21 protein-coding genes and 1 pseudogene are annotated in these 16,706 nt (G+C 63.8%); 16 read left to right on the top strand and 6 right to left on the bottom strand.

Annotation, left to right across the window (positions count from 1 at the left end; all coding sequences use genetic code 11):
* Positions 1-24 precede the first annotated feature (24 nt).
* Complete coding sequence (locus V6X73_RS03430; RefSeq protein WP_367957693.1) at positions 25-267, top strand: type II toxin-antitoxin system Phd/YefM family antitoxin; 243 nt, start codon at positions 25-27, stop codon at positions 265-267.
* Entirely contained in the window at positions 267-695 is a 429-nt protein-coding gene (locus tag V6X73_RS03425) for a type II toxin-antitoxin system VapC family toxin (RefSeq protein WP_367957695.1), read from the top strand. The genes V6X73_RS03430 and V6X73_RS03425 overlap by 1 nt, the downstream gene beginning before the upstream one ends.
* A gap of 66 nt (positions 696-761) precedes the next feature.
* Here V6X73_RS03425 and V6X73_RS03420 read toward each other — a convergent pair whose 3' ends face one another.
* Both V6X73_RS03420 and V6X73_RS03415 read right to left on the bottom strand, forming a co-directional pair.
* Positions 762-1,931 (bottom strand): ATP-binding protein, encoded by a 1,170-nt coding sequence (locus V6X73_RS03420; protein WP_367957697.1) that lies wholly within the window; start codon positions 1,929-1,931, stop codon positions 762-764.
* 310 nt (positions 1,932-2,241) lie between these two features.
* Positions 2,242-3,531 carry an O-antigen ligase family protein gene (locus V6X73_RS03415; protein WP_367957699.1) on the bottom strand — a complete coding sequence of 430 codons (1,290 nt, stop codon included), beginning with the start codon at positions 3,529-3,531 and terminating at the stop codon, positions 2,242-2,244.
* Between the two features lie 183 nt (positions 3,532-3,714).
* On the opposite strand from V6X73_RS03415, the gene galE reads away from it, so the two are divergent.
* From galE to V6X73_RS03360, 11 genes and pseudogenes are all read left to right on the top strand, one after another.
* Entirely contained in the window at positions 3,715-4,944 is a 1,230-nt protein-coding gene (galE, locus tag V6X73_RS03410) for a UDP-glucose 4-epimerase GalE (RefSeq protein ID WP_367957701.1), read from the top strand.
* 83 nt (positions 4,945-5,027) lie between these two features.
* Positions 5,028-5,228: a hypothetical protein gene (locus V6X73_RS03405; RefSeq protein WP_367957703.1), complete on the top strand. Its 201-nt coding sequence runs from the start codon at positions 5,028-5,030 to the stop codon at positions 5,226-5,228.
* A 2-nt stretch (positions 5,229-5,230) separates the two neighbouring features.
* A complete protein-coding gene (locus tag V6X73_RS03400; RefSeq protein ID WP_367972791.1) occupies positions 5,231-5,665 on the top strand; it encodes a putative toxin-antitoxin system toxin component, PIN family in 435 nt (144 codons plus the stop codon).
* A 134-nt stretch (positions 5,666-5,799) separates the two neighbouring features.
* Positions 5,800-6,075, top strand: coding sequence for an AbrB/MazE/SpoVT family DNA-binding domain-containing protein (locus V6X73_RS03395; RefSeq protein WP_367957707.1), 276 nt, complete (start codon positions 5,800-5,802; stop codon positions 6,073-6,075).
* A gap of 5 nt (positions 6,076-6,080) precedes the next feature.
* Positions 6,081-6,461: a type II toxin-antitoxin system VapC family toxin gene (locus V6X73_RS03390; protein ID WP_367957709.1), complete on the top strand. Its 381-nt coding sequence runs from the start codon at positions 6,081-6,083 to the stop codon at positions 6,459-6,461.
* Between the two features lie 30 nt (positions 6,462-6,491).
* Complete coding sequence (gene rfbB, locus V6X73_RS03385) at positions 6,492-7,730, top strand: dTDP-glucose 4,6-dehydratase (protein WP_367957711.1); 1,239 nt, start codon at positions 6,492-6,494, stop codon at positions 7,728-7,730.
* Between the two features lie 102 nt (positions 7,731-7,832).
* Positions 7,833-7,968 (top strand): annotated as a pseudogene (locus tag V6X73_RS03380) (type II toxin-antitoxin system YoeB family toxin).
* Positions 7,969-7,979: 11 nt separating this feature from the next.
* Positions 7,980-8,531, top strand: a complete 552-nt coding sequence (locus V6X73_RS03375) for a glutathione peroxidase (protein WP_367957713.1) — start codon at positions 7,980-7,982, stop codon at positions 8,529-8,531.
* Positions 8,532-8,672: 141 nt separating this feature from the next.
* The gene (locus V6X73_RS03370) at positions 8,673-9,524 is read left to right on the top strand and encodes an ElyC/SanA/YdcF family protein (protein WP_367957715.1); all 852 of its coding nucleotides are present in this window, start codon (positions 8,673-8,675) and stop codon (positions 9,522-9,524) included.
* Between the two features lie 56 nt (positions 9,525-9,580).
* Positions 9,581-9,829 carry a type II toxin-antitoxin system Phd/YefM family antitoxin gene (locus tag V6X73_RS03365; protein WP_367957717.1) on the top strand — a complete coding sequence of 83 codons (249 nt, stop codon included), beginning with the start codon at positions 9,581-9,583 and terminating at the stop codon, positions 9,827-9,829.
* On the top strand, positions 9,826-10,242 hold the full coding sequence (locus V6X73_RS03360; protein ID WP_367957719.1) for a type II toxin-antitoxin system VapC family toxin: 417 nt from the start codon (positions 9,826-9,828) through the stop codon (positions 10,240-10,242). Before V6X73_RS03365 ends, V6X73_RS03360 begins: the two co-directional genes overlap by 4 nt.
* A gap of 19 nt (positions 10,243-10,261) precedes the next feature.
* On the opposite strand, the gene V6X73_RS03355 is transcribed toward V6X73_RS03360, so the two are convergent.
* Together V6X73_RS03355 and rpiA are read right to left on the bottom strand one after the other, a co-directional pair.
* Entirely contained in the window at positions 10,262-10,462 is a 201-nt protein-coding gene (locus V6X73_RS03355) for a DUF2905 domain-containing protein (RefSeq protein ID WP_367957721.1), read from the bottom strand.
* A gap of 55 nt (positions 10,463-10,517) precedes the next feature.
* A complete protein-coding gene (gene rpiA, locus V6X73_RS03350; RefSeq protein ID WP_367957723.1) occupies positions 10,518-11,180 on the bottom strand; it encodes a ribose-5-phosphate isomerase RpiA in 663 nt (220 codons plus the stop codon).
* Between the two features lie 52 nt (positions 11,181-11,232).
* Here rpiA and ilvA point away from each other — a divergent pair, with 52 nt between their 5' ends.
* Entirely contained in the window at positions 11,233-12,744 is a 1,512-nt protein-coding gene (ilvA, locus tag V6X73_RS03345; protein WP_367957725.1) for a threonine ammonia-lyase, biosynthetic, read from the top strand.
* Between the two features lie 133 nt (positions 12,745-12,877).
* On the opposite strand, the gene V6X73_RS03340 is transcribed toward ilvA, so the two are convergent.
* Entirely contained in the window at positions 12,878-13,267 is a 390-nt protein-coding gene (locus V6X73_RS03340) for a TraR/DksA family transcriptional regulator (protein ID WP_367957727.1), read from the bottom strand.
* 824 nt (positions 13,268-14,091) lie between these two features.
* Between V6X73_RS03340 and V6X73_RS03335 the strand changes: the two genes are divergently transcribed.
* Together V6X73_RS03335 and V6X73_RS03330 are read left to right on the top strand one after the other, a co-directional pair.
* On the top strand, positions 14,092-14,466 hold the full coding sequence (locus tag V6X73_RS03335) for a hypothetical protein (RefSeq protein ID WP_367957729.1): 375 nt from the start codon (positions 14,092-14,094) through the stop codon (positions 14,464-14,466).
* Positions 14,467-14,558: 92 nt separating this feature from the next.
* Positions 14,559-14,906 (top strand): HigA family addiction module antitoxin, encoded by a 348-nt coding sequence (locus V6X73_RS03330; protein ID WP_367957731.1) that lies wholly within the window; start codon positions 14,559-14,561, stop codon positions 14,904-14,906.
* 170 nt (positions 14,907-15,076) lie between these two features.
* On the opposite strand, the gene V6X73_RS03325 is transcribed toward V6X73_RS03330, so the two are convergent.
* Positions 15,077-16,600 carry a CoA-acylating methylmalonate-semialdehyde dehydrogenase gene (locus tag V6X73_RS03325; protein WP_367957733.1) on the bottom strand — a complete coding sequence of 508 codons (1,524 nt, stop codon included), beginning with the start codon at positions 16,598-16,600 and terminating at the stop codon, positions 15,077-15,079.
* Between the last annotated feature and the right edge of the window lie 106 nt (positions 16,601-16,706).

Here is a 16,706-nt window from a genome sequence, read left to right as displayed (position 1 = left end):
GGGTAAATGGTATGAGGACGCGTCATGACATCTGAAATTGGTTCCTACGAAGCAAAAACAAAACTCCCGGCGTTGCTCAGGGCAGTCCAGGGCGGACATCGATACACCATTACCTCGCGCGGGGTGCCCGTGGCGGCCCTCGTACCAATTAAGACCGACGACGAGGTCGCAAGGCGTGAAGCCGTTGCCGCCATGCGAGCGTTACCTCAGGTGGTTGGTGTCCCTGATGCTGAGCTGCCGGATTGGATTAGCGAAGGCCGCCGGTGATGCTCGTGCTGGATGCCTCCGCGGCACTGGCGTGGCTATTTCGGCGCCAGACCTCTCGCGAAGCAATGGTCGCTGACCATCTCCTTGACGAACTGGAGGCCGCAACGGTCAGGGTGCCGACGTTGTGGCACATCGAAGTGGCCAATGCCGTGCTGGTTGCCGAGCGTCGCGGCGCGGTGACTGAAACCCAAGTGAGCACGTATCTGCAGCGCCTTTCTCAGCTACCCATCGAGACCGACTCAACACCGCCCTCCGCTCGCCAGGAGGGGATTGTTTCCCTGGGACGGCGCTTCGGGCTGAGCGCTTACGATGCCAGTTACCTCGACCTCGCGATCCGCAGTGGTGCGTTGATGGCGACTTTCGACCAGAAACTGGCTGCCGCGACTCGGCAGGTGGGCATCGAGGTTTATGGCGACCGGTTCATCTGAGCGGTCAATCGTTAATTCCTGAAAACCTGGTCCGAGTGGATTTAGCCGGCCGGAGCCGATTGCGAGTTAACCGCCTACCCGCTCGAGAAACCCCACCGGGTCTGCCGAAAACATGCCGAAATGCTCCGGGGTGAGAATGACGGGGACGGCGTCGGGGGTTTGTTCGACAAAGGCGCTGAGGCCCTTGCGGGATTTTCGCCGCCCGGATTTGACTTCAATGGCATAGAGCGCGCCGCGGTATGCATAGACGAAGTCCACCTCGGCCTTGCCCTCGCGCCAGTAGTACAGAGCCCCGGGCTGCTGGGCGAGCTCAGCGCCGACGGCCAGTTCGAAGACCCGGCCGCGCTGCTCGGGGTCGTCCAGTATCCGAGCGCTTTGGTGCATGGTGTAGAGCGCTGGACACGCAGGCAACATTTTCGGGCTGGAGCTGCGGCTTCGCCAAGCTTTCGCTGAGTATTTGGCCAGCGCGTGAAACATGAACGCACTCTCGTAGAGGCTGATGTAGTGCTTGATGAGATCGGTATTGCCACGATCCTGGAGCTGGCCGAGCAGTTTGGTGTAGCTGATCTCCTGGGCGGGGTAGTGGCAGAGGATCTCAAAGGCCTGCCGGAAGAGCGCCGGCTTGCCGACGCGCTGGAACTGCAGAATGTCCTTGCCGATCACCGTCTCCACGATGGCGTCCTTTAGATAGGCATACCAGCGATCGTGATCTGCCTCGAAGGCGACGGCGCCGGGGTAGCCCCCGTAGGCGAGATAACGCTCGAGATCATAACCGAAGGCGGCTTGCAGCTCGCAAAAGCGCCAATGGCCGAGGCGCGTTAACTCAAAGCGCCCGGCAAGGGACTCGGTCACGCCGTCCTGTATTTGGACGGCGCTTGAGCCGAGCAGCACGACCCGCAGACGCTCCTCGGCTGCTCGGCGGGCCTCAGCGTCCCAAAGGGCTTTCATCGTCTCGGGCCAGTTGGGGATTTTCTGGACCTCATCGATGGCGAGCAGCGCGTTGGGGCCAAGGAGCCGCGCGTGCTGCCACTGCTCGCGCAGCCACTGGCTATCGCCTGCAAGCAGATCATCGGCACTGGCGTAGTGTGCCGGCGCCGTCCGTTGATCGATCAATTGCTGGATGCCCGTGGTTTTCCCCACCTGGCGCGGGCCTACGACAACCTGGATTAGGGGGGCGGCCTCATCGAGACGATTGGCCAGGTCGGTGACGAAGGGTCTTTGATAGCCGGTCGCCATCAGGGGTTGCCTCTTATATTTTGCTAGGTGCGTCTATCGAAATTACTAGTTCTGTCTAGCAAATTCAATCAATGAAAGCGGGTCGGCTGCGGGCGAGGCGGGCAGTAATGCAATTCGGCCCGCCGGCTTAGCGGCAGCCGGCTACGGCGCCGGTGAGCTGCTGCTGCGGTGCCAAGGGCGGAGATAGTCCTGTCACGTGGTCCTTGCACACGCCTGATACACACGGCGTGCACACACGCATCGGCCACCCATTGGGTGTGGTGTACGGATGTGTCGAAATCGTGTGCAAGGTGTCTGAAACACCGATGGCTTAGGACCGAGGTGCTGTCCGCAACGCGCCAGTCGACGGGCGTGTCAGCCCCACCAGCACCGCGGTCATAAACGCATAGCTCATCGCCCCGGCGTTGTGGTTGAAGTTGACCTGGGTGAACCCGGTCGCCATGAACCCCAGGCAAAAGATGAGCCCGGCGGTGCTGAGTGCCAGCGTCTCGGCGGACGCGCCCGCCGCCTGATGCCCGCTGCGCCAGAACCAGGCGGCGGGCACCAGATAAAGCCCCAGCAGGATCACCGCGCCCACCAGCCCCCGCTTCGCGAGCACATTTACCCAGTCGTTATGCGCATGGGTAAACCGCGACGCGGGCCGTTCGATGACGCCCGCGTCCCCCAGGGCCCGCAGCTTGGCAATGTAGCCATTCTCGCCGTGTCCGATCACTGGGCTTTGGCCAAATAGGATCAACCCACCCCGCCACATCTCAAGGCGATAGGCCACCGATCCGCGTCGGTCCGTCCCGTTGAAATAATCCTTGAGCTCCTGCGTCGCGGTATCCACCCGGTGGGCCACGCCGGTCTGTGGGGCCAGGTAGGCCGCCGTCGCCATCACGGCCAGCGCCAGCGGCGCCACGATCAGATAGACCCGCGCCCGGCCCAGCCGCCACGCCGTCCACAGCCCGACGCCCACCGCCACCACCGCCGCTAACCAGGCGCCGCGGGTCCCCGAGAGCAACGAGGCGGTGATCCCGCCAACCGCGGAGATGCCCATCGCCGTCATCCACCCCCCTCGGCGGTTTTGATGCCAGGCCCAGAGCAGCCCCGCCAAGCTCATCAGCCCTAGCAGCATGCTCAAGTTGCCGTAGAGGATCGTCTGCATGACCCCGCTGGCCCGGCCGGCGCCCTCGAAGATCTTCTGCCAGACCGCAAAGCCTCCGGTGCCAATGCCTCCCACGGCGATACCCGCCCACAGCGCCGTTACCCGTACCCGCGATCGCGCGAGCGCCACCAGGCAAAACGCGGCGAATAAGAACCGACTGGGCCGGTCAAATTCGCGCAAGCCCTCGCCACGCCAGGCCGCATCTCCCATCCAGACAAGCGCATAGGCGATCATCACCGCCACTAGCAGCCGCACCAGACCGGGTACTGGCGCGGCTGGTGCAGCGGTTCGCGCCTCGATCGCCCAGGCGATCGCCCCGATCAGCAGTACCACCGCGCCGTAGGAATAGCCGCTTGGCAGCAGCAGGGCGAGCGCGGGCAACAAGAACACCCCGGCAGTGAGCAGCGGCTGAGAGAACCGATAAGTGGCGTGGTTAGTGATGGACTTTTCCATAGATGCGTTGTGCCCGGTTGATTTGCGCGGGAGTATAGCGCGAGCGGCCCGGTCCTGGGGGCGTTGGCTTCGGTGGTGGGCGCTTTTTCGGTGGATTTGATGAGCCCCCACGGCGGTGATCCGGCCCGCGCTTTGCTAGGCTGCATGCGCAATGACTGGCTGCCAAAAGGAGTGGCTCCGCCCATGAAAATCCTCGTCACCGGTGCCACCGGGTACATCGGCTCCCATGCGGTGCTGGAACTGCTCAACGCCGGTTATGCCGTGGTGGGTGTGGATAACCTGGTGAATAGCTCGCGCGAGGCCCTGCACCGGGTGGAGGCATTGGCCGGCCAATCCGTGCCATTCATCGAGGCGGATATCCGCGACCGCGCGGCGATGAAGGCGGTATTGACGGGCGATGCGACGGACGGAGATACCAGCGGAACGACTGCGGATGACACCACCGGCGCGACTGCGGGTGACACCGTGGGAACGACTCCGGGCGATGCCGCTGGCGGGCCTGCGGGTAACACCGCCGATGCCCGTACCGAGTCGGCCGCCACCGCCTCAAGCCCCTTCGACGCCGTCATGCACTTCGCTGGCCTGAAAGCCGTGGGCGAGAGCACTGAAATGCCCGTGGCCTACTACCAGAACAACATCGCTGGCACTCTGAGCCTGCTGCAGGCCATGGACGGCGCCGGGGTGCGGCGCATCATCTTCAGCTCCTCGGCGACGGTCTACGGTGATCCCGCCCACGTCCCCATTCCCGAAACCGCCCCCACCGGTGAACCTGCCAACCCCTATGGCCGCTCAAAGCTGATGATCGAGCAGATCCTGCGCGACCTGGCCGCGGCGGATCCACGCTGGTCGGTGGCGCTGCTGCGCTATTTCAACCCGGTGGGCGCGCACTCGAGTGGCCGGATCGGTGAGGATCCCCAGGGGATTCCCAACAATCTTGTGCCCTACATCAGCCAGGTGGCGGTGGGCCGGCGCGAGGCGCTGTCGATATTCGGCGACGACTACCCGACACCGGATGGCACTGGCGTGCGCGATTACATCCATGTGGTCGATCTGGCCCGCGGGCATGTCCGGGCGCTGGAGTTTCTGGCGAACGCAGACGTGGGTCAGACTGACCCGTCAGGCCAGTCGCCACGGGGCGCGGGCGATCAGGCACCTGCCAACTGCCCTGTCTGGAACCTGGGCACCGGCAGAGGCTATTCCGTGCGCGAGGTTATCGCCGCCTTTGAAAAGGCCTCGGGCCAGTCCATTCCTGTCCAGGTCGCGCCACGCCGGCCCGGCGACATCGCCGAGTGCTACGCCGATCCGACCCTGGCCCGCGAGCAGCTCGGCTGGCAGGCCGAACACGATCTTGATGCGATGATGCGCGATGCCTGGCGCTGGCAGCGGCAGAATCCGCAGGGGTACGAGGGCTAAAGCCATCGCGCATCAAGGTATGGGCCGGCGCTGGAATCCGCGCACAGTCAGCTCATTGATGCGCTGGCCCTTGGCGAAGTCGAGTGAAAGACGGTAAGCCGGTTGCTGCTTTGGTGGATGCTCGGCTTTTCGACCGGATTCGTCGCATGCAGGGCCGCTTTGATGCGATTTGTGATCGGCTTGAGGCCGGTTTTTCCGATACGCTCGAGGCTGAAGGGCTGGCTGAAATCGATGCAGCGGTGGCTGAAACGCGAGCTGGCCACAGCAAACAGCCAACCGGCTAGAGATGTCGCCTGCCCTCCGCGTGGTGCTGGATACCAATGTCGTGGTGTCCGGCATCGCCTATCCTGGCAGTACGCCGGGTCAGATCATGACGGCCTGGCGGCATGGGGCCGTGGAGGTGGTTTTGTCTCGATTTATCCTGGATGAGCTGAGACGGGTGTTGCCAAGACTTTCGGCGCGCCATCAACTCAGCCGTCAGGAGATTGATGAATTTGTGGATATCCTCTCGTTTGAGGCGGAGATCCTCGACCCGATGGAAGCGGCCGAGGACGTGCTCCGAGATCCCATGGATTTGCTCGTTCTCGGCACATTGATCCGCGCCCTCGAGCGCGGTGGGGTTGATTATTTGATCACAGGCGATAAAGATCTTCTCGCTGCTTCCCAGGACTATCCCATCGTCATGCCCGCGGTTTTTTGGGCACGGCACGGCGGTCTGTAGGTTATGGCTTAAGAGGGCCCGGGTACACGCATCTATCTGTTCATCGGCCATCAAGGGATGAGTGATGATCTCCGAACGTGGCATCTCTGATAAAATATGGCATAGCTTTTACAGGTGGCACGGCGGTGGTAGTGATGGCTGAGCAAACAAAGGAAATCCAGATCGGACCCCAGGGGCGCTTGGTCGTGCCCGCCGAGTTGCGTCGCGAGCTTGGGCTCAATCCAGGGGGTCGACTGCTCATCCGTGTTGAGGATGGTGCGCTGATTCTCGAGCCGCGCCAGTCCGTCGAGCGCCGATTGCGGGCACGCTTTAGTCAGGTTGATCCAAAAGTTAGCCTTGCAGACGACCTTATCGCCGAGCGGCGGGCTGACGCAGCCATGGATGAGGCGACGGAGACGCCGGCCAGTTGAGTCCTGTGGCGACCGTCATTGACGCCTCCGCGTTGCTTGCCTACCTGCAGGATGAGCCTGGGGCGGTTGCGGTTGGCGATTGTCTGGAGGTCGCGTGCATATCAAGCGTGAATCTTGCCGAAGTCATTCAAAAGGCAGCGCAATTCGGTGTCGAAACCATCGGGCTCGCCTCTGAGCTTGAAGCGTTAGGGCTTGGTATCGAGCCATTCAGTGCTCAACAAGCTGAGATTGCTGCTTCGCTCTGGCCAGCGACGCGGCCATTCGGGCTATCGCTGGCCGATCGGGCATGTCTCGCGCTCGCTATTGACCGTGGATCGGCTGTGATGACGACCGATCGGGCTTGGGGGGAGCTGCGCCTTGATCTGGCGATCGACGTCATACGCTGAGGCGCAACGCGCACGTTGAGGAGAGCGCATGTGAAAATCCTCATCACCGGCGGCGCCGGGTTCATCGGCTCGGCCCTGATCCGTCATCTGCGCGCCCGGCAGCTCGCCGAGGTGGTCAACGTCGATGCGCTGACCTACGCCGGCAATCCGGAGTCCCTCCCGGGTCTCGACGCAGATCCCGGTTACCGGTTCGAGAAGGTCGACATCCGCGATCGCGAGGCCCTCGAGCGCGTCTTTCGCGAACATCGCCCCGACGCCGTCATGCATCTGGCCGCCGAGAGCCACGTCGACCGCTCGATCCTCGGCCCGGCGGTGTTCGTCGACACCAATGTGGTGGGCACTCAGAACCTGCTCGAGGTCGCCCGCGAGTACGCGGCATCACTCGATGACCGGCCGGACGGCCCGGGTACCTCACCCGGTGCCACAGGCCAGGCGGACCCGCTGTCGCCGGGCCCCGCCGGTGCTACCCCGCGCGAGCGCTTCCGGTTCCACCACATCTCCACCGACGAGGTCTTCGGCGATCTGCCCCCCGAGGCCGCTGCTTTCACCGAGGCGACGCCTTATGCGCCGAGCTCGCCCTACGCGGCGAGCAAGGCGGCGAGCGACCATCTGGTCCGTGCGTGGCACCGCACCTATGGGCTGCCGGTGGTCATCACTAACTGCTCCAACAACTACGGGCCGTATCAATTCCCGGAGAAGCTGATTCCGTTGATGATCCTCAATGCGCTCGCCGGCAAGCCGCTGCCGGTCTACGGCGATGGCGGCCAGATCCGCGACTGGCTGCATGTCGAAGACCACGCCGAGGCGCTATGGACGGTGTTGCAGCACGGCGAGATCGGTCGGACCTATAACATCGGTGGCGATGCCGAACGCACCAATCTCGAAGTGGTGGAGGCCATCTGCAGGACTCTGGCGGAATTGCGGCCGGCGGGGCCAGCACCGGACGATGCCGATGCCGCGGATCGGGCGCGGGCGTTCGCCAGCGAGGCGGTAAGCCACGATGATGCCGACCGCGCCAACCCCTATCGCGCCCTTATCCAATCGGTCACCGACCGTCCCGGCCATGACCGGCGCTATGCCATCGACAGCAGCCGCATCCAGCACGAGCTCGGCTGGCGGCCGGCCCACAGCTTCGAGCAGGGCCTGCGCGAGACCGTGCAGTGGTATCTCGACCACCCGGAATGGGTCGCCCGCGTCCAGTCCGGCGCCTACCGCGAGTGGATGGAGGTTAACTACGCTAGGCGTAGCAAGGCCACAGGGTCTCGTTAGACGGCATCTTCGCCGTCGTCATCGAGCCCGTCCAAAACAAGCGCCGCCAGTCCGATTTGAGTGGCAGCATTCAGCACGCGCTGGAACGCATCCGCTTTCGGAATGAAGGTCCTGTTTTCCGCAAATGCCTGGGAGGATTATCTTTTCTGGCAGCGGACGGATCGATCACGAACATCGCTTGGTCTACACGGTGTCTGACGGGATACTAATGATCGCCCAGCTCCGCTATCACGACTGAAGGGGAAGACCATGGGATTCGCACGCACGGTGAACTGCCTGATGACCATCGCTTTAGGAGCCATCCTTATGACATCCACCGCCCAGGCCTACGACTGGCTCGACCACGACCTGCGCCGGCTGCACTCAAGCGAAACCGTGAACGTGCGGGATTTGGCCGCCGACGCGCCGGCGGTCCTGCTGGTGAATACCGCCAGCCACTGCGGCTTCACCGGGCAGTTCGAGGGGCTCGAGGCATTGCATCAGGAATACGCTGGCAAGGGGTTGAAGCTCATCGGCTTTTCATCCGACTCCTTCAACCAGGAAGCCGATGAAGAAAAGGCCGCCGAGACCTGCTTTGTGAATTTTGGGGTGACCTTCGACATGATGGCCACCGTCCCGGTACGGGGCTCGAAGGCCCACCCCATCTTCGCCGAGGTCGCCCGCCAGACCCGCGCCCCGCGCTGGAATTTCAACAAGTACCTCGTCAACCGCGATGGCGAGGTGGTCGAGGTGTTTGGCGCGCTCACCGGCCCGGACTCCGGCAAGCTAAAGCGAGCGATCGAGCGGTTGTTGTCTTCGTAGTCTGCCCGACCCGCGATATCCTTAATCTATGAGTAAAAGCACGGACCAATCGAATCATCCGAGCGTCGCCTTTGGGCTGTGGCGCGAGCGCCGGGATGAAATCGGTGACGGCGTCGCGTATCAACGGCAGATGCGCGCAGAGTGGCGCAGGGAAAGCGTGTGTTCTTCTTCACCAAGCTCGCCGGCGCGCTCCTAAAGCCACTGAGCCTTGTTGTCCTTGGCCTGGTCGTAGGGCTGATCCTCGCCGCGTTCACGCGCTGGCGGCGCAGTGGTCTGGCGCTGATCGGCGTGACGACGCTGGCCCTTGCGTTGATCAGTTGGTGGCCGGTGTCGAACAGCCTGATGGCGCCGCTGGAACGCGTTTATGCGCCCATTGAGGTGGGCGCACCCGATGGAGCCCGCGGCCAGGTACTGCCCCGCGACGTCGCCGCCATCGTGGTGCTGGGTGGCGGCGCCGTGGATGACCCCTCGCTGCCGTTGAGCGCCCAGCTATCCGCGACCTCCCTGCAGCGGCTGATCGAGGGCATTCGGTTGTGGCGATTGCGGTCGGATGCGCTCCTGGTGACCAGCGGGGCGTTGCCGCGGGGCCGGTCCCAGGCGGCGATCGCCGCGGATCTGGCGGTGGCGCTGGGCGTGCCGCGTGCGCAGATCCGGATGTTGCCGGCGGCACGGAATACCGCGGAGGAGGCGGCGGCCTACGCCGAGCTTTTGGCGACCGTCGACGGTGATGGCGCCTCGGCCGGCCCAGTCGAAGCCGCCGCGCTTCGCAAGCCCGTGGTAGTCAGCTCGGCGAGCCACCTGCCGCGGGCCATCGCTGAATTCAAACGCCAGAACCTCGAGCCCTTACCAGCGCCAACCGCCCACCGAGCCATTCCCCAGCATTTCGCGCGCCCCGGCGATTTCGCCCCCGAAGCCGATGACCTGCGCACCACCGAGGCGGCCTCGCACGAATTCCTGGGCCGGCTTTGGGCGTGGCTGCGAGGAGGGAAGTAGACGGATCGGTGCGGGTGCGTGTATTCTGACCTAATAGGTCAGAAAGGGCGGATGGAATGAAAGATTGGCAGGTACAGGAAGCAAAGGCGCGCTTTGCCGATTTAATACGTGCGGCAGGCGACTCACCCCAGGAGATCACATACCACGGCAAACCGATCGCGGTGGTGATATCGCGGGACGCCTACGATCACCTCACCGCGCCTCGTGAATCGCTGGTTGATTTCATACGGCGATCGCCGCTTTATGGCGCAGAGGATATCGAGCTTGAGCGGGAGGACAGCTTGCCGCGTGAGGTCGATCTTTGAGTTATTTGATCGATACTAATGTTATCTCCGAGCTCCGGCGGCGCACCCCAGCGCCAGCGGTGCAGAGCTGGTTCGTCGAACGCGATAGCCGCAGCCTTTATCTAAGCGTTCTGACGATCGGCGAGATTCGTAAGGGCGCGGAAAAGATGGCCGATCGTCATCGCCAGCAGGAGATTCTCGATTGGCTCGAGAACGATCTACGACTGTTTTTTGCGGACCGTATCCTCTCGATTGACGAGGCCGTTGCAGAACGGTGGGGGCGGCTCGCAGCGGCTGCAAAGCGTCCCTTGCCTGTCATTGACAGCCTGCTGGCTGCCACTGCGCTCACGCACGACCTCTGCCTTGTCACCCGCAATGTGTCTGACTTTGAGCTACCCGGGCTTGATGTTTTCAATCCTTGGGATGCCGGCTGATGATAAGTTGCGGAGCCGCCTACCGCCGAAACCACCAGATGATGAGCGTGACCACGACGCTGACGATGATCGAGGTGGCGAGCGGGAAGTAGAACGTAAACCCCTCCCGGCGGATGAGGATGTCGCCGGGCAGCCGGCCGAGCCCCAGCTTGCTGACCACCGGCCAGAGCAGGCCAATGATCAGGATGACAAGGCCAATGGTGACGAGGAGCTTTTGCATAGCAAACCCTGAGATCGCCCGATGCGTTGTGTCTGACGCCCAGCCCGGCGCGACGTCAGGCCGCGGTGAACCGCTGCACGCCGGTGTCCGTTCCTACCAGCAGTTCATCCGCCGGGCGCAGGGCGAATAGGCCATTGGTGACCACGCCGGCCAGGTTGTTGAGCTCCTGCTCGCGGTGGAGCGGCTTCGAGAGATCAAGGCTTCGCACATCGAGGATGATGTTGCCGTTGTCGGTGGTGAATCCTTCGCGCAGTTCCGGACGGCCGCCGAGTTTAACCAGCTCCCGCGCCACGTAGGAGCGGGCCATGGGGATGACTTCCACCGGCAGCGGAAAATCCCCCAGCGCAGTCACCCGTTTGCTTTCATCGACAATGCAGATAAAGCGTTTGCTGAGCGCGGCGACGATTTTCTCGCGGGTCAGTGCGCCGCCGCCGCCTTTGATCATCTGCAGGTGGCGATTGATCTCGTCGGCGCCGTCGATATAAACGGCGAGTTCGGTCACCCGGTTGGCATCCACCACGTCGATGCCATGGCCGCGAAGCCGCTCGGCGCTGGCCTCGGAGGCGGCCACGGCGGCTTCGATGCGGGTGTCGCTCGCGGCGAGCGCGTCAATGAAAAGGTTGACGGTCGACCCGCTGCCCACGCCGATTACCGTGCCGGACTCGACCTTTGCCACCGCCACTTCTGCCGCCGCCTGCTTTTGTGCCTCTGCGCTCATGGTCGATTCCTTCTGTACACTGTGGGCTTTTGGGGCCATTACCCGTTCGGTTATGAAATCCTATCTGCAACGCATCCTCACCGCGAGCGTCTACGATGTCGCCGAACAGACGCCGCTGACGCCGGCGGCCAACCTCTCGAGACGCCTTGGCAACGATATCCTCTTAAAGCGAGAGGACATGCAGCCGGTTTTTTCGTTCAAAATCCGCGGTGCTTACAACAAGATCGCGAACCTCACCGACGCGCAGCGCGAGAAAGGGGTGATCTGCTCGTCCGCCGGCAACCATGCCCAGGGGGTGGCGCTGTCCGCCAAGCAGTTGGGGATTCGCGCGACCATTGTCATGCCGCGGACCACCCCGGCGATCAAGGTGGACGCGGTGCGCAACTTTGGTGGCCGTGTGGTTTTGCACGGCGACAATTACGATGCGGCCAAGGCCCATGCCGAAAAGCTCGTCGACGAGCGGGGGCTCACTTATATCCCGCCCTATGATGATCCGGCAGTGATCGCCGGCCAGGGGACGGTGGGTATGGAGATCTTGAGCCAGCATCCGCGGCCCATCGATGCGGTGTTCGTGCCGGTGGGCGGCGGCGGACTGATCGCCGGGATCGCGGCCTATATCAAGCAGTTGCGCCCGGATATCCGGGTGATCGCGGTGGAGCCCGAGGATGCACCGACGCTTGAGCGGGCGATGGCCACTGGCCGTCGGGTGACGCTGGAAGATGTGGGCATCTTCGCCGATGGCGTTGCGGTGCGGCAGATCGGCGAGGAGACCTTCCGCGTCTGCCGCGAGCTGGTGGATGAGTGCATGCTGGTGAGCACCGATGAGATCTGTGCTGGCATCAAGGACATCTTCGAGGATACCCGCACAGTGATGGAGCCGGCCGGGGCGCTGGCGGTGGCGGGGATCAAGAAATACGTCGAGCGCACCGGGGCTCGTGGCGAGACGCTGATCGGGATCAACTGCGGCGCCAACATGAACTTCTCGCGCCTCGCGCATGTGGCAGAGCGTGCCGAGCTGGGCGAGCACCGCGAGGCGGTCCTGGCGGTCACCATCCCCGAGCGGCCGGGGAGTTTTCGTGAGTTCTGCGAGACCATCGGCAACCGCTCGATTACCGAGTTCAACTACCGTTACGCCCATGCCGACGAGGCCCATGTTTTCGCCGGCATCGGGTTGAATGACGGCCTGGATGAGCGCGACGAAGTGGTCGCCGCCCTGGAGGCGAAGGGCTATCCGGTGCTGGATCTCACCGAGGATGAGATGTCCAAGGTGCATGTCCGCCACATGGTTGGCGGCCGCGGCCACAACGTCGACCACGAGGTGCTCTACCACGTGCGCTTCCCCGAGCGCCCGGGGGCGTTGCTGAACTTCTTAAAGCGCCTGGGCCGTCGCTGGAACATCTCGCTTTTCCACTACCGCAACCACGGCGCGGACTACGGCCGGGTGCTGGTGGGCATCCAGGTCCCACCCGACCAGCGCGCGCGCTTCGAAGAAAGCCTGGACAAGCTGGGCTATCCGTATCGGAATGAGTCGGATAATCCGGCATATGCGCTTTTTTTGAGCTAGTAGTCGGGTTTCGAGCTAGCGGTCAGGGAGGGTCGCTGGGGCGATCGGGGACGGTCGCTGAGGGCGATCGGTGAGGTGGTTGACGATCACCGCTCGGGCCAGGGTCATAGGGGCGGGTGTTGGGCAGAAGGCTTTAATCAGCCGGCTGCTCCGCGCACTGGATGCAAAGCGTCGCGGCAGGGTCAACTTCCAGGCGCCGTGGGTCGATCGGGGTCTCGCACCGCAGACAATCGCCGTAGCTGCCGTCGTCGCAGCGCTTGAGCGCCGATTCAATACGCAGCAGATGCGTCCGGGCCCGCTCGCTGGTGGCCTGAGCCATGGCTTGCTGCTGCATCGCATCCATCCGGGATAGCCGGCCAACCCGCGTCTGATCCAACTCAACGGTGGCCTGCGACTCCGAACGCGCCTGCTCGAGCTCGTCGATTTCCTCGCGCATTGCGATCAGCTTCGAGCGGAAATAGGGGATATCGACGGTGGGATCGCTTTCTTCGTCGCGACGATGGGGGTGATGCGTATTGGCCATGGCGCTATGATGTCGCATAAGCGCTGAAGCCGTCGAGCGGCCCCCGGCTTGCTGAAGTTTTAGCTCAGGTGGCGGCCGGTGCCCTGTACGCCCTGCCTTAGGCCCCGTGCCACTTACCCCGTGCCACTTACCCCGAGCCCCGAGCTCCGAGCTCCGAGCCCATCGAACGCCACACCCCTACCGGGCCACACGCCCGCGGGTGTTAACCCCTTTTTCACCGTAAAACCACGGCTGCCGTAACTCCGACTGACGTATTACGTCACTCGCTTCGTATGCTTTACGCATCGTGAACCCCTCGTATGGGGTGTCTTTGGCGAAGCCAGCTTTCCTCGCAAGCGCGAAGCCGCTCCATGCCGGGCCTGCAGCCAGCGATATTTCCTGCGTAGCGGTGATACCAGGGGATGTCGCGTTCCGTAAGTCAGCAGGCGCTATTGATGGATCGCGCACCGCATTAAACTGTATTACGGCAGACGCGAAAAAGCCGATAAAAGGGGGTGATCATCCTCTGCCGGCTCTCCGCAATCGCGATCGAGTCCAATGCATCAGTTCTTCGCGGTGCTACCGCACTGCCGCGCTGCGGACCTGGTGCCCTTCAATGCGCCGCGTTGTTGCCACCCTACCGCGCTGCCACCCTACCGCGCTGCCGCCCTCTACCGAGACGCCTCGCCCCCGCCTTCGCACCGCGCTTTCGCGCTGTCGCGTCGCCTCGCCTCGCCGCCTTGCCGCTTATCCGCTACAACCACCCGCCTGCCGGACGGGTCTCCTCGTCTGCAAATCTGTGGGGTATACCAAGAAGCCCTGGCATAGATAACGGCAGTGCGAAAATGCTCAAGACCTGTAAGTCACTGAGTCTCTCGGCCGCCTGGCGGGATCGTCGTCCAAAGGACATGCATCCAAAGCTTCTGGCGGCGGTGCGGCTGCATCTAGCCGTGTTGCATGCGGCGATTGATGAGCAGGATCTCAAGCAGGCCTTTGCAGACCGACTCTCTCCGCTTTATGACCCATCGGTGCCGTTCCCGGCGAAGGCGCCCGCTGAATCTCCAGCCGAAGCCCTCGAAGATGCCGGGACCGATCACCGCGGCACCCGGCTGCCCTGCGGCTGGCGGGTGGAGCTTGGATATGGCTGGCGGCTTGAGTTTGTCTTCAAGGACGGTCAGGCCTGGGGGGTGTCGCTCGAATCCGGGGAGCCGCTTCGATGATGGCGGATGGGTTCAGCAAGGTGACGGCATCGACGAATCACCTCGGGACGACTCACTCTGCCGTTAAAGGCTAAACCAAAGGAGGGCATTCCATGACGCAGTGGCGACGCCGTATCGATCAGCGCCTTGGCAATGAGTTGCCCGAGGTCCCAACGGTGACACCAGGGGAGGTGCTGACGCACCAATTCATCCTGCAGCGGCATCTCAAGTCCAGTTGGGTTGCGCGGGAGATCGGCGTCCCGGTCAATCGCATCACCGAGATACAGTGCGGGCGCCGGCGGATCACCGCCGAAACCGCGCTACTGCTTGCCCGGTATTTCAAGACCTCAGCGGAGTTCTGGATGCGGCTGCAAATGGAATATGACCTGCGCTTGGCTGCCAGGCGCAGCCCGACGACCCGGCACATGTTGTTCGAGACCGGTGGAAGCCATGAACTCTAGCCACGACACGCACCGAGCAATCGGCACCGTATCGTCCCGGCTTGTCGCGAGCCCGCCAGCCCGCCAGCCCGTCAGCCCGTCAGCCCGTCAGCAAGCCACCCCGCCAGCAAGTCACCCCGCCAGCAAGCCACTCCGCCAGCAAGCCACCCCATCCGCGTGGTCTTTCCCGCCTACATCGTCGGCATCACAAAGGCGCTGCCCTCGCGCACGCCCTTGGGCCAGCGCTGGGTGATCGTTTTCATCTGGGTGTAGAAGCGCACTGCGTCCGGGCCGTGGGCGTGGAGCACGCCGAAGCGGCTTTCTTTCCAGCCGCCGAAGCTGTGGAAGGCCATGGGTACCGGGATGGGGACATTGACGCCGACCATGCCCGCCTGGACTCGATCGCCGAAGCTGCGGGCGGCGTCGCCGTCGCGGGTGAAAATGGCCGTGCCGTTACCGAACGGATGCGCGTTCACAATGCCGAGCGCCGCCTCGAAGTCGGCCGCCCGGACCACGCTGAGCACCGGGCCGAAGATCTCCTCGCTGTGGATGCGCATGCCCGGGCGGACCCGGTCGAACAACGACCCGCCGATGAAAAACCCCTCACCCGGCAGCGACGCCTGGCGGCCATCCACCACCAGCTCGGCGCCCTCGGCGGTGCCGATATCCAGATAGCCGGCGACCTTGTCGCGATGCTCGGCGGTGACAAGCGGGCCCATTTCCGGCTCCGGATCGGCGAGCCCGTCGCCCACGGTCAGTGACTCGAGCCGCTGCTTGAGGCCCGCGACCAGCCGATCGGCCGTTTCCTCGCCCACCGGGACCGCTGCAGAAATCGCCATGCAGCGCTCGCCGGCCGACCCGTAGGCCGCGCCCATGAGCGCATCCACGGTCTGTTCCATGTCTGCATCGGGCATCACCACCGCGTGATTCTTGGCGCCGCCCAGCGCCTGGACCCGCTTGCCGTGATGGGCGCCGGTCTCATAGATATAGCGGGCGATGGGGGTCGAGCCAACAAAGCTGATCGCGCCCACCTGTGGATGGGTCAGCAGCGCGTCCACCGCCTCTTTATCGCCATTGACCACCTGGAAAACACCGTCCGGCAGGCCTGCTTCCTGCAGCAGCTCGGCCAGCAGCATCCCGGCGGATGGGTCCTTTTCGGAGGGCTTGAGGATAAAGCTATTGCCGCAGGCGAGGGCGACCGGCGCCATCCAGAGCGGCACCATGACCGGAAAGTTGAACGGCGTGATCCCAGCACAGACCCCCACCGGCTGCTGCATGGAATAGCTATCCACGCCGGTGCCGACACTGGGCGAGTATTCGCCTTTGATCAGATGGGGGATGCCGCAGGCGAATTCCACGACCTCCAGGCCCCGGACCACCTCACCTTTGGCATCCGAGAAGGTCTTGCCATGCTCGCGGGTGATGCACTCGGCGAGCCGGTCGTGGTTGGCCTCGATCAGCGCTTTGAAGCGGAACATGACCCGCGCCCGGCGGAGCGGCGGTGTCGCGCCCCAGGCGATCTGGGCCTGGGCGGCGGTCTCCACCGCGGCGTTCACCTCATCGGCGCTTGCCAGTGCGACCTCGCCGGTCTGCACGCCCAGCGCCGGGTTATAGATCGCCGCCGTGCGGGTGCCCTCGGCGCCCGGGACGGGCTGGCCGCCGACAAAATGGCCGATCGCGCGCTGATCGGTCTGGGATTGAATTGGGGTGGCCATGGTCTCTCCTCCTGGTAGTGCGACCGGGTAATGCGACCCGAACCTGTGCTGCTCCACGGCGATGGTCAGACCAAAAGCATACCGCGGACACACAGGCCCGGCCCAG

Origin of the sequence: Spiribacter pallidus (genome assembly GCF_040838495.1) — a bacterium.
In the GTDB taxonomy this organism is placed as follows: Bacteria; Pseudomonadota; Gammaproteobacteria; order Nitrococcales; family Nitrococcaceae; genus Spiribacter; species Spiribacter pallidus.
The sequence above is the reverse complement of the archived record's forward strand: the minus strand, read 5'-3'. Positions and strand labels throughout refer to the sequence as shown.

What these genes read in the sequence shown, in the direction of transcription:
- V6X73_RS03430 (WP_367957693.1), top strand. Translation starts at nt 25, where the DNA reads ATGACATCTGAAATTGGTTCCTACGAAGCAAAAACAAAACTCCCGGCG.
- V6X73_RS03425 (WP_367957695.1), top strand. Translation starts at nt 267, where the DNA reads ATGCTCGTGCTGGATGCCTCCGCGGCACTGGCGTGGCTATTTCGGCGC.
- V6X73_RS03420 (WP_367957697.1), bottom strand. Translation starts at nt 1,931, where the DNA reads ATGGCGACCGGCTATCAAAGACCCTTCGTCACCGACCTGGCCAATCGT.
- V6X73_RS03415 (WP_367957699.1), bottom strand. Translation starts at nt 3,531, where the DNA reads ATGGAAAAGTCCATCACTAACCACGCCACTTATCGGTTCTCTCAGCCG.
- galE (WP_367957701.1), top strand. Translation starts at nt 3,715, where the DNA reads ATGAAAATCCTCGTCACCGGTGCCACCGGGTACATCGGCTCCCATGCG.
- V6X73_RS03400 (WP_367972791.1), top strand. Translation starts at nt 5,231, where the DNA reads ATGTCGCCTGCCCTCCGCGTGGTGCTGGATACCAATGTCGTGGTGTCC.
- V6X73_RS03395 (WP_367957707.1), top strand. Translation starts at nt 5,800, where the DNA reads ATGGCTGAGCAAACAAAGGAAATCCAGATCGGACCCCAGGGGCGCTTG.
- V6X73_RS03375 (WP_367957713.1), top strand. Translation starts at nt 7,980, where the DNA reads ATGGGATTCGCACGCACGGTGAACTGCCTGATGACCATCGCTTTAGGA.
- V6X73_RS03365 (WP_367957717.1), top strand. Translation starts at nt 9,581, where the DNA reads ATGAAAGATTGGCAGGTACAGGAAGCAAAGGCGCGCTTTGCCGATTTA.
- V6X73_RS03355 (WP_367957721.1), bottom strand. Translation starts at nt 10,462, where the DNA reads ATGCAAAAGCTCCTCGTCACCATTGGCCTTGTCATCCTGATCATTGGC.
- rpiA (WP_367957723.1), bottom strand. Translation starts at nt 11,180, where the DNA reads ATGAGCGCAGAGGCACAAAAGCAGGCGGCGGCAGAAGTGGCGGTGGCA.
- ilvA (WP_367957725.1), top strand. Translation starts at nt 11,233, where the DNA reads ATGAAATCCTATCTGCAACGCATCCTCACCGCGAGCGTCTACGATGTC.
- V6X73_RS03340 (WP_367957727.1), bottom strand. Translation starts at nt 13,267, where the DNA reads ATGGCCAATACGCATCACCCCCATCGTCGCGACGAAGAAAGCGATCCC.
- V6X73_RS03335 (WP_367957729.1), top strand. Translation starts at nt 14,092, where the DNA reads ATGCTCAAGACCTGTAAGTCACTGAGTCTCTCGGCCGCCTGGCGGGAT.
- V6X73_RS03330 (WP_367957731.1), top strand. Translation starts at nt 14,559, where the DNA reads ATGACGCAGTGGCGACGCCGTATCGATCAGCGCCTTGGCAATGAGTTG.
- V6X73_RS03325 (WP_367957733.1), bottom strand. Translation starts at nt 16,600, where the DNA reads ATGGCCACCCCAATTCAATCCCAGACCGATCAGCGCGCGATCGGCCAT.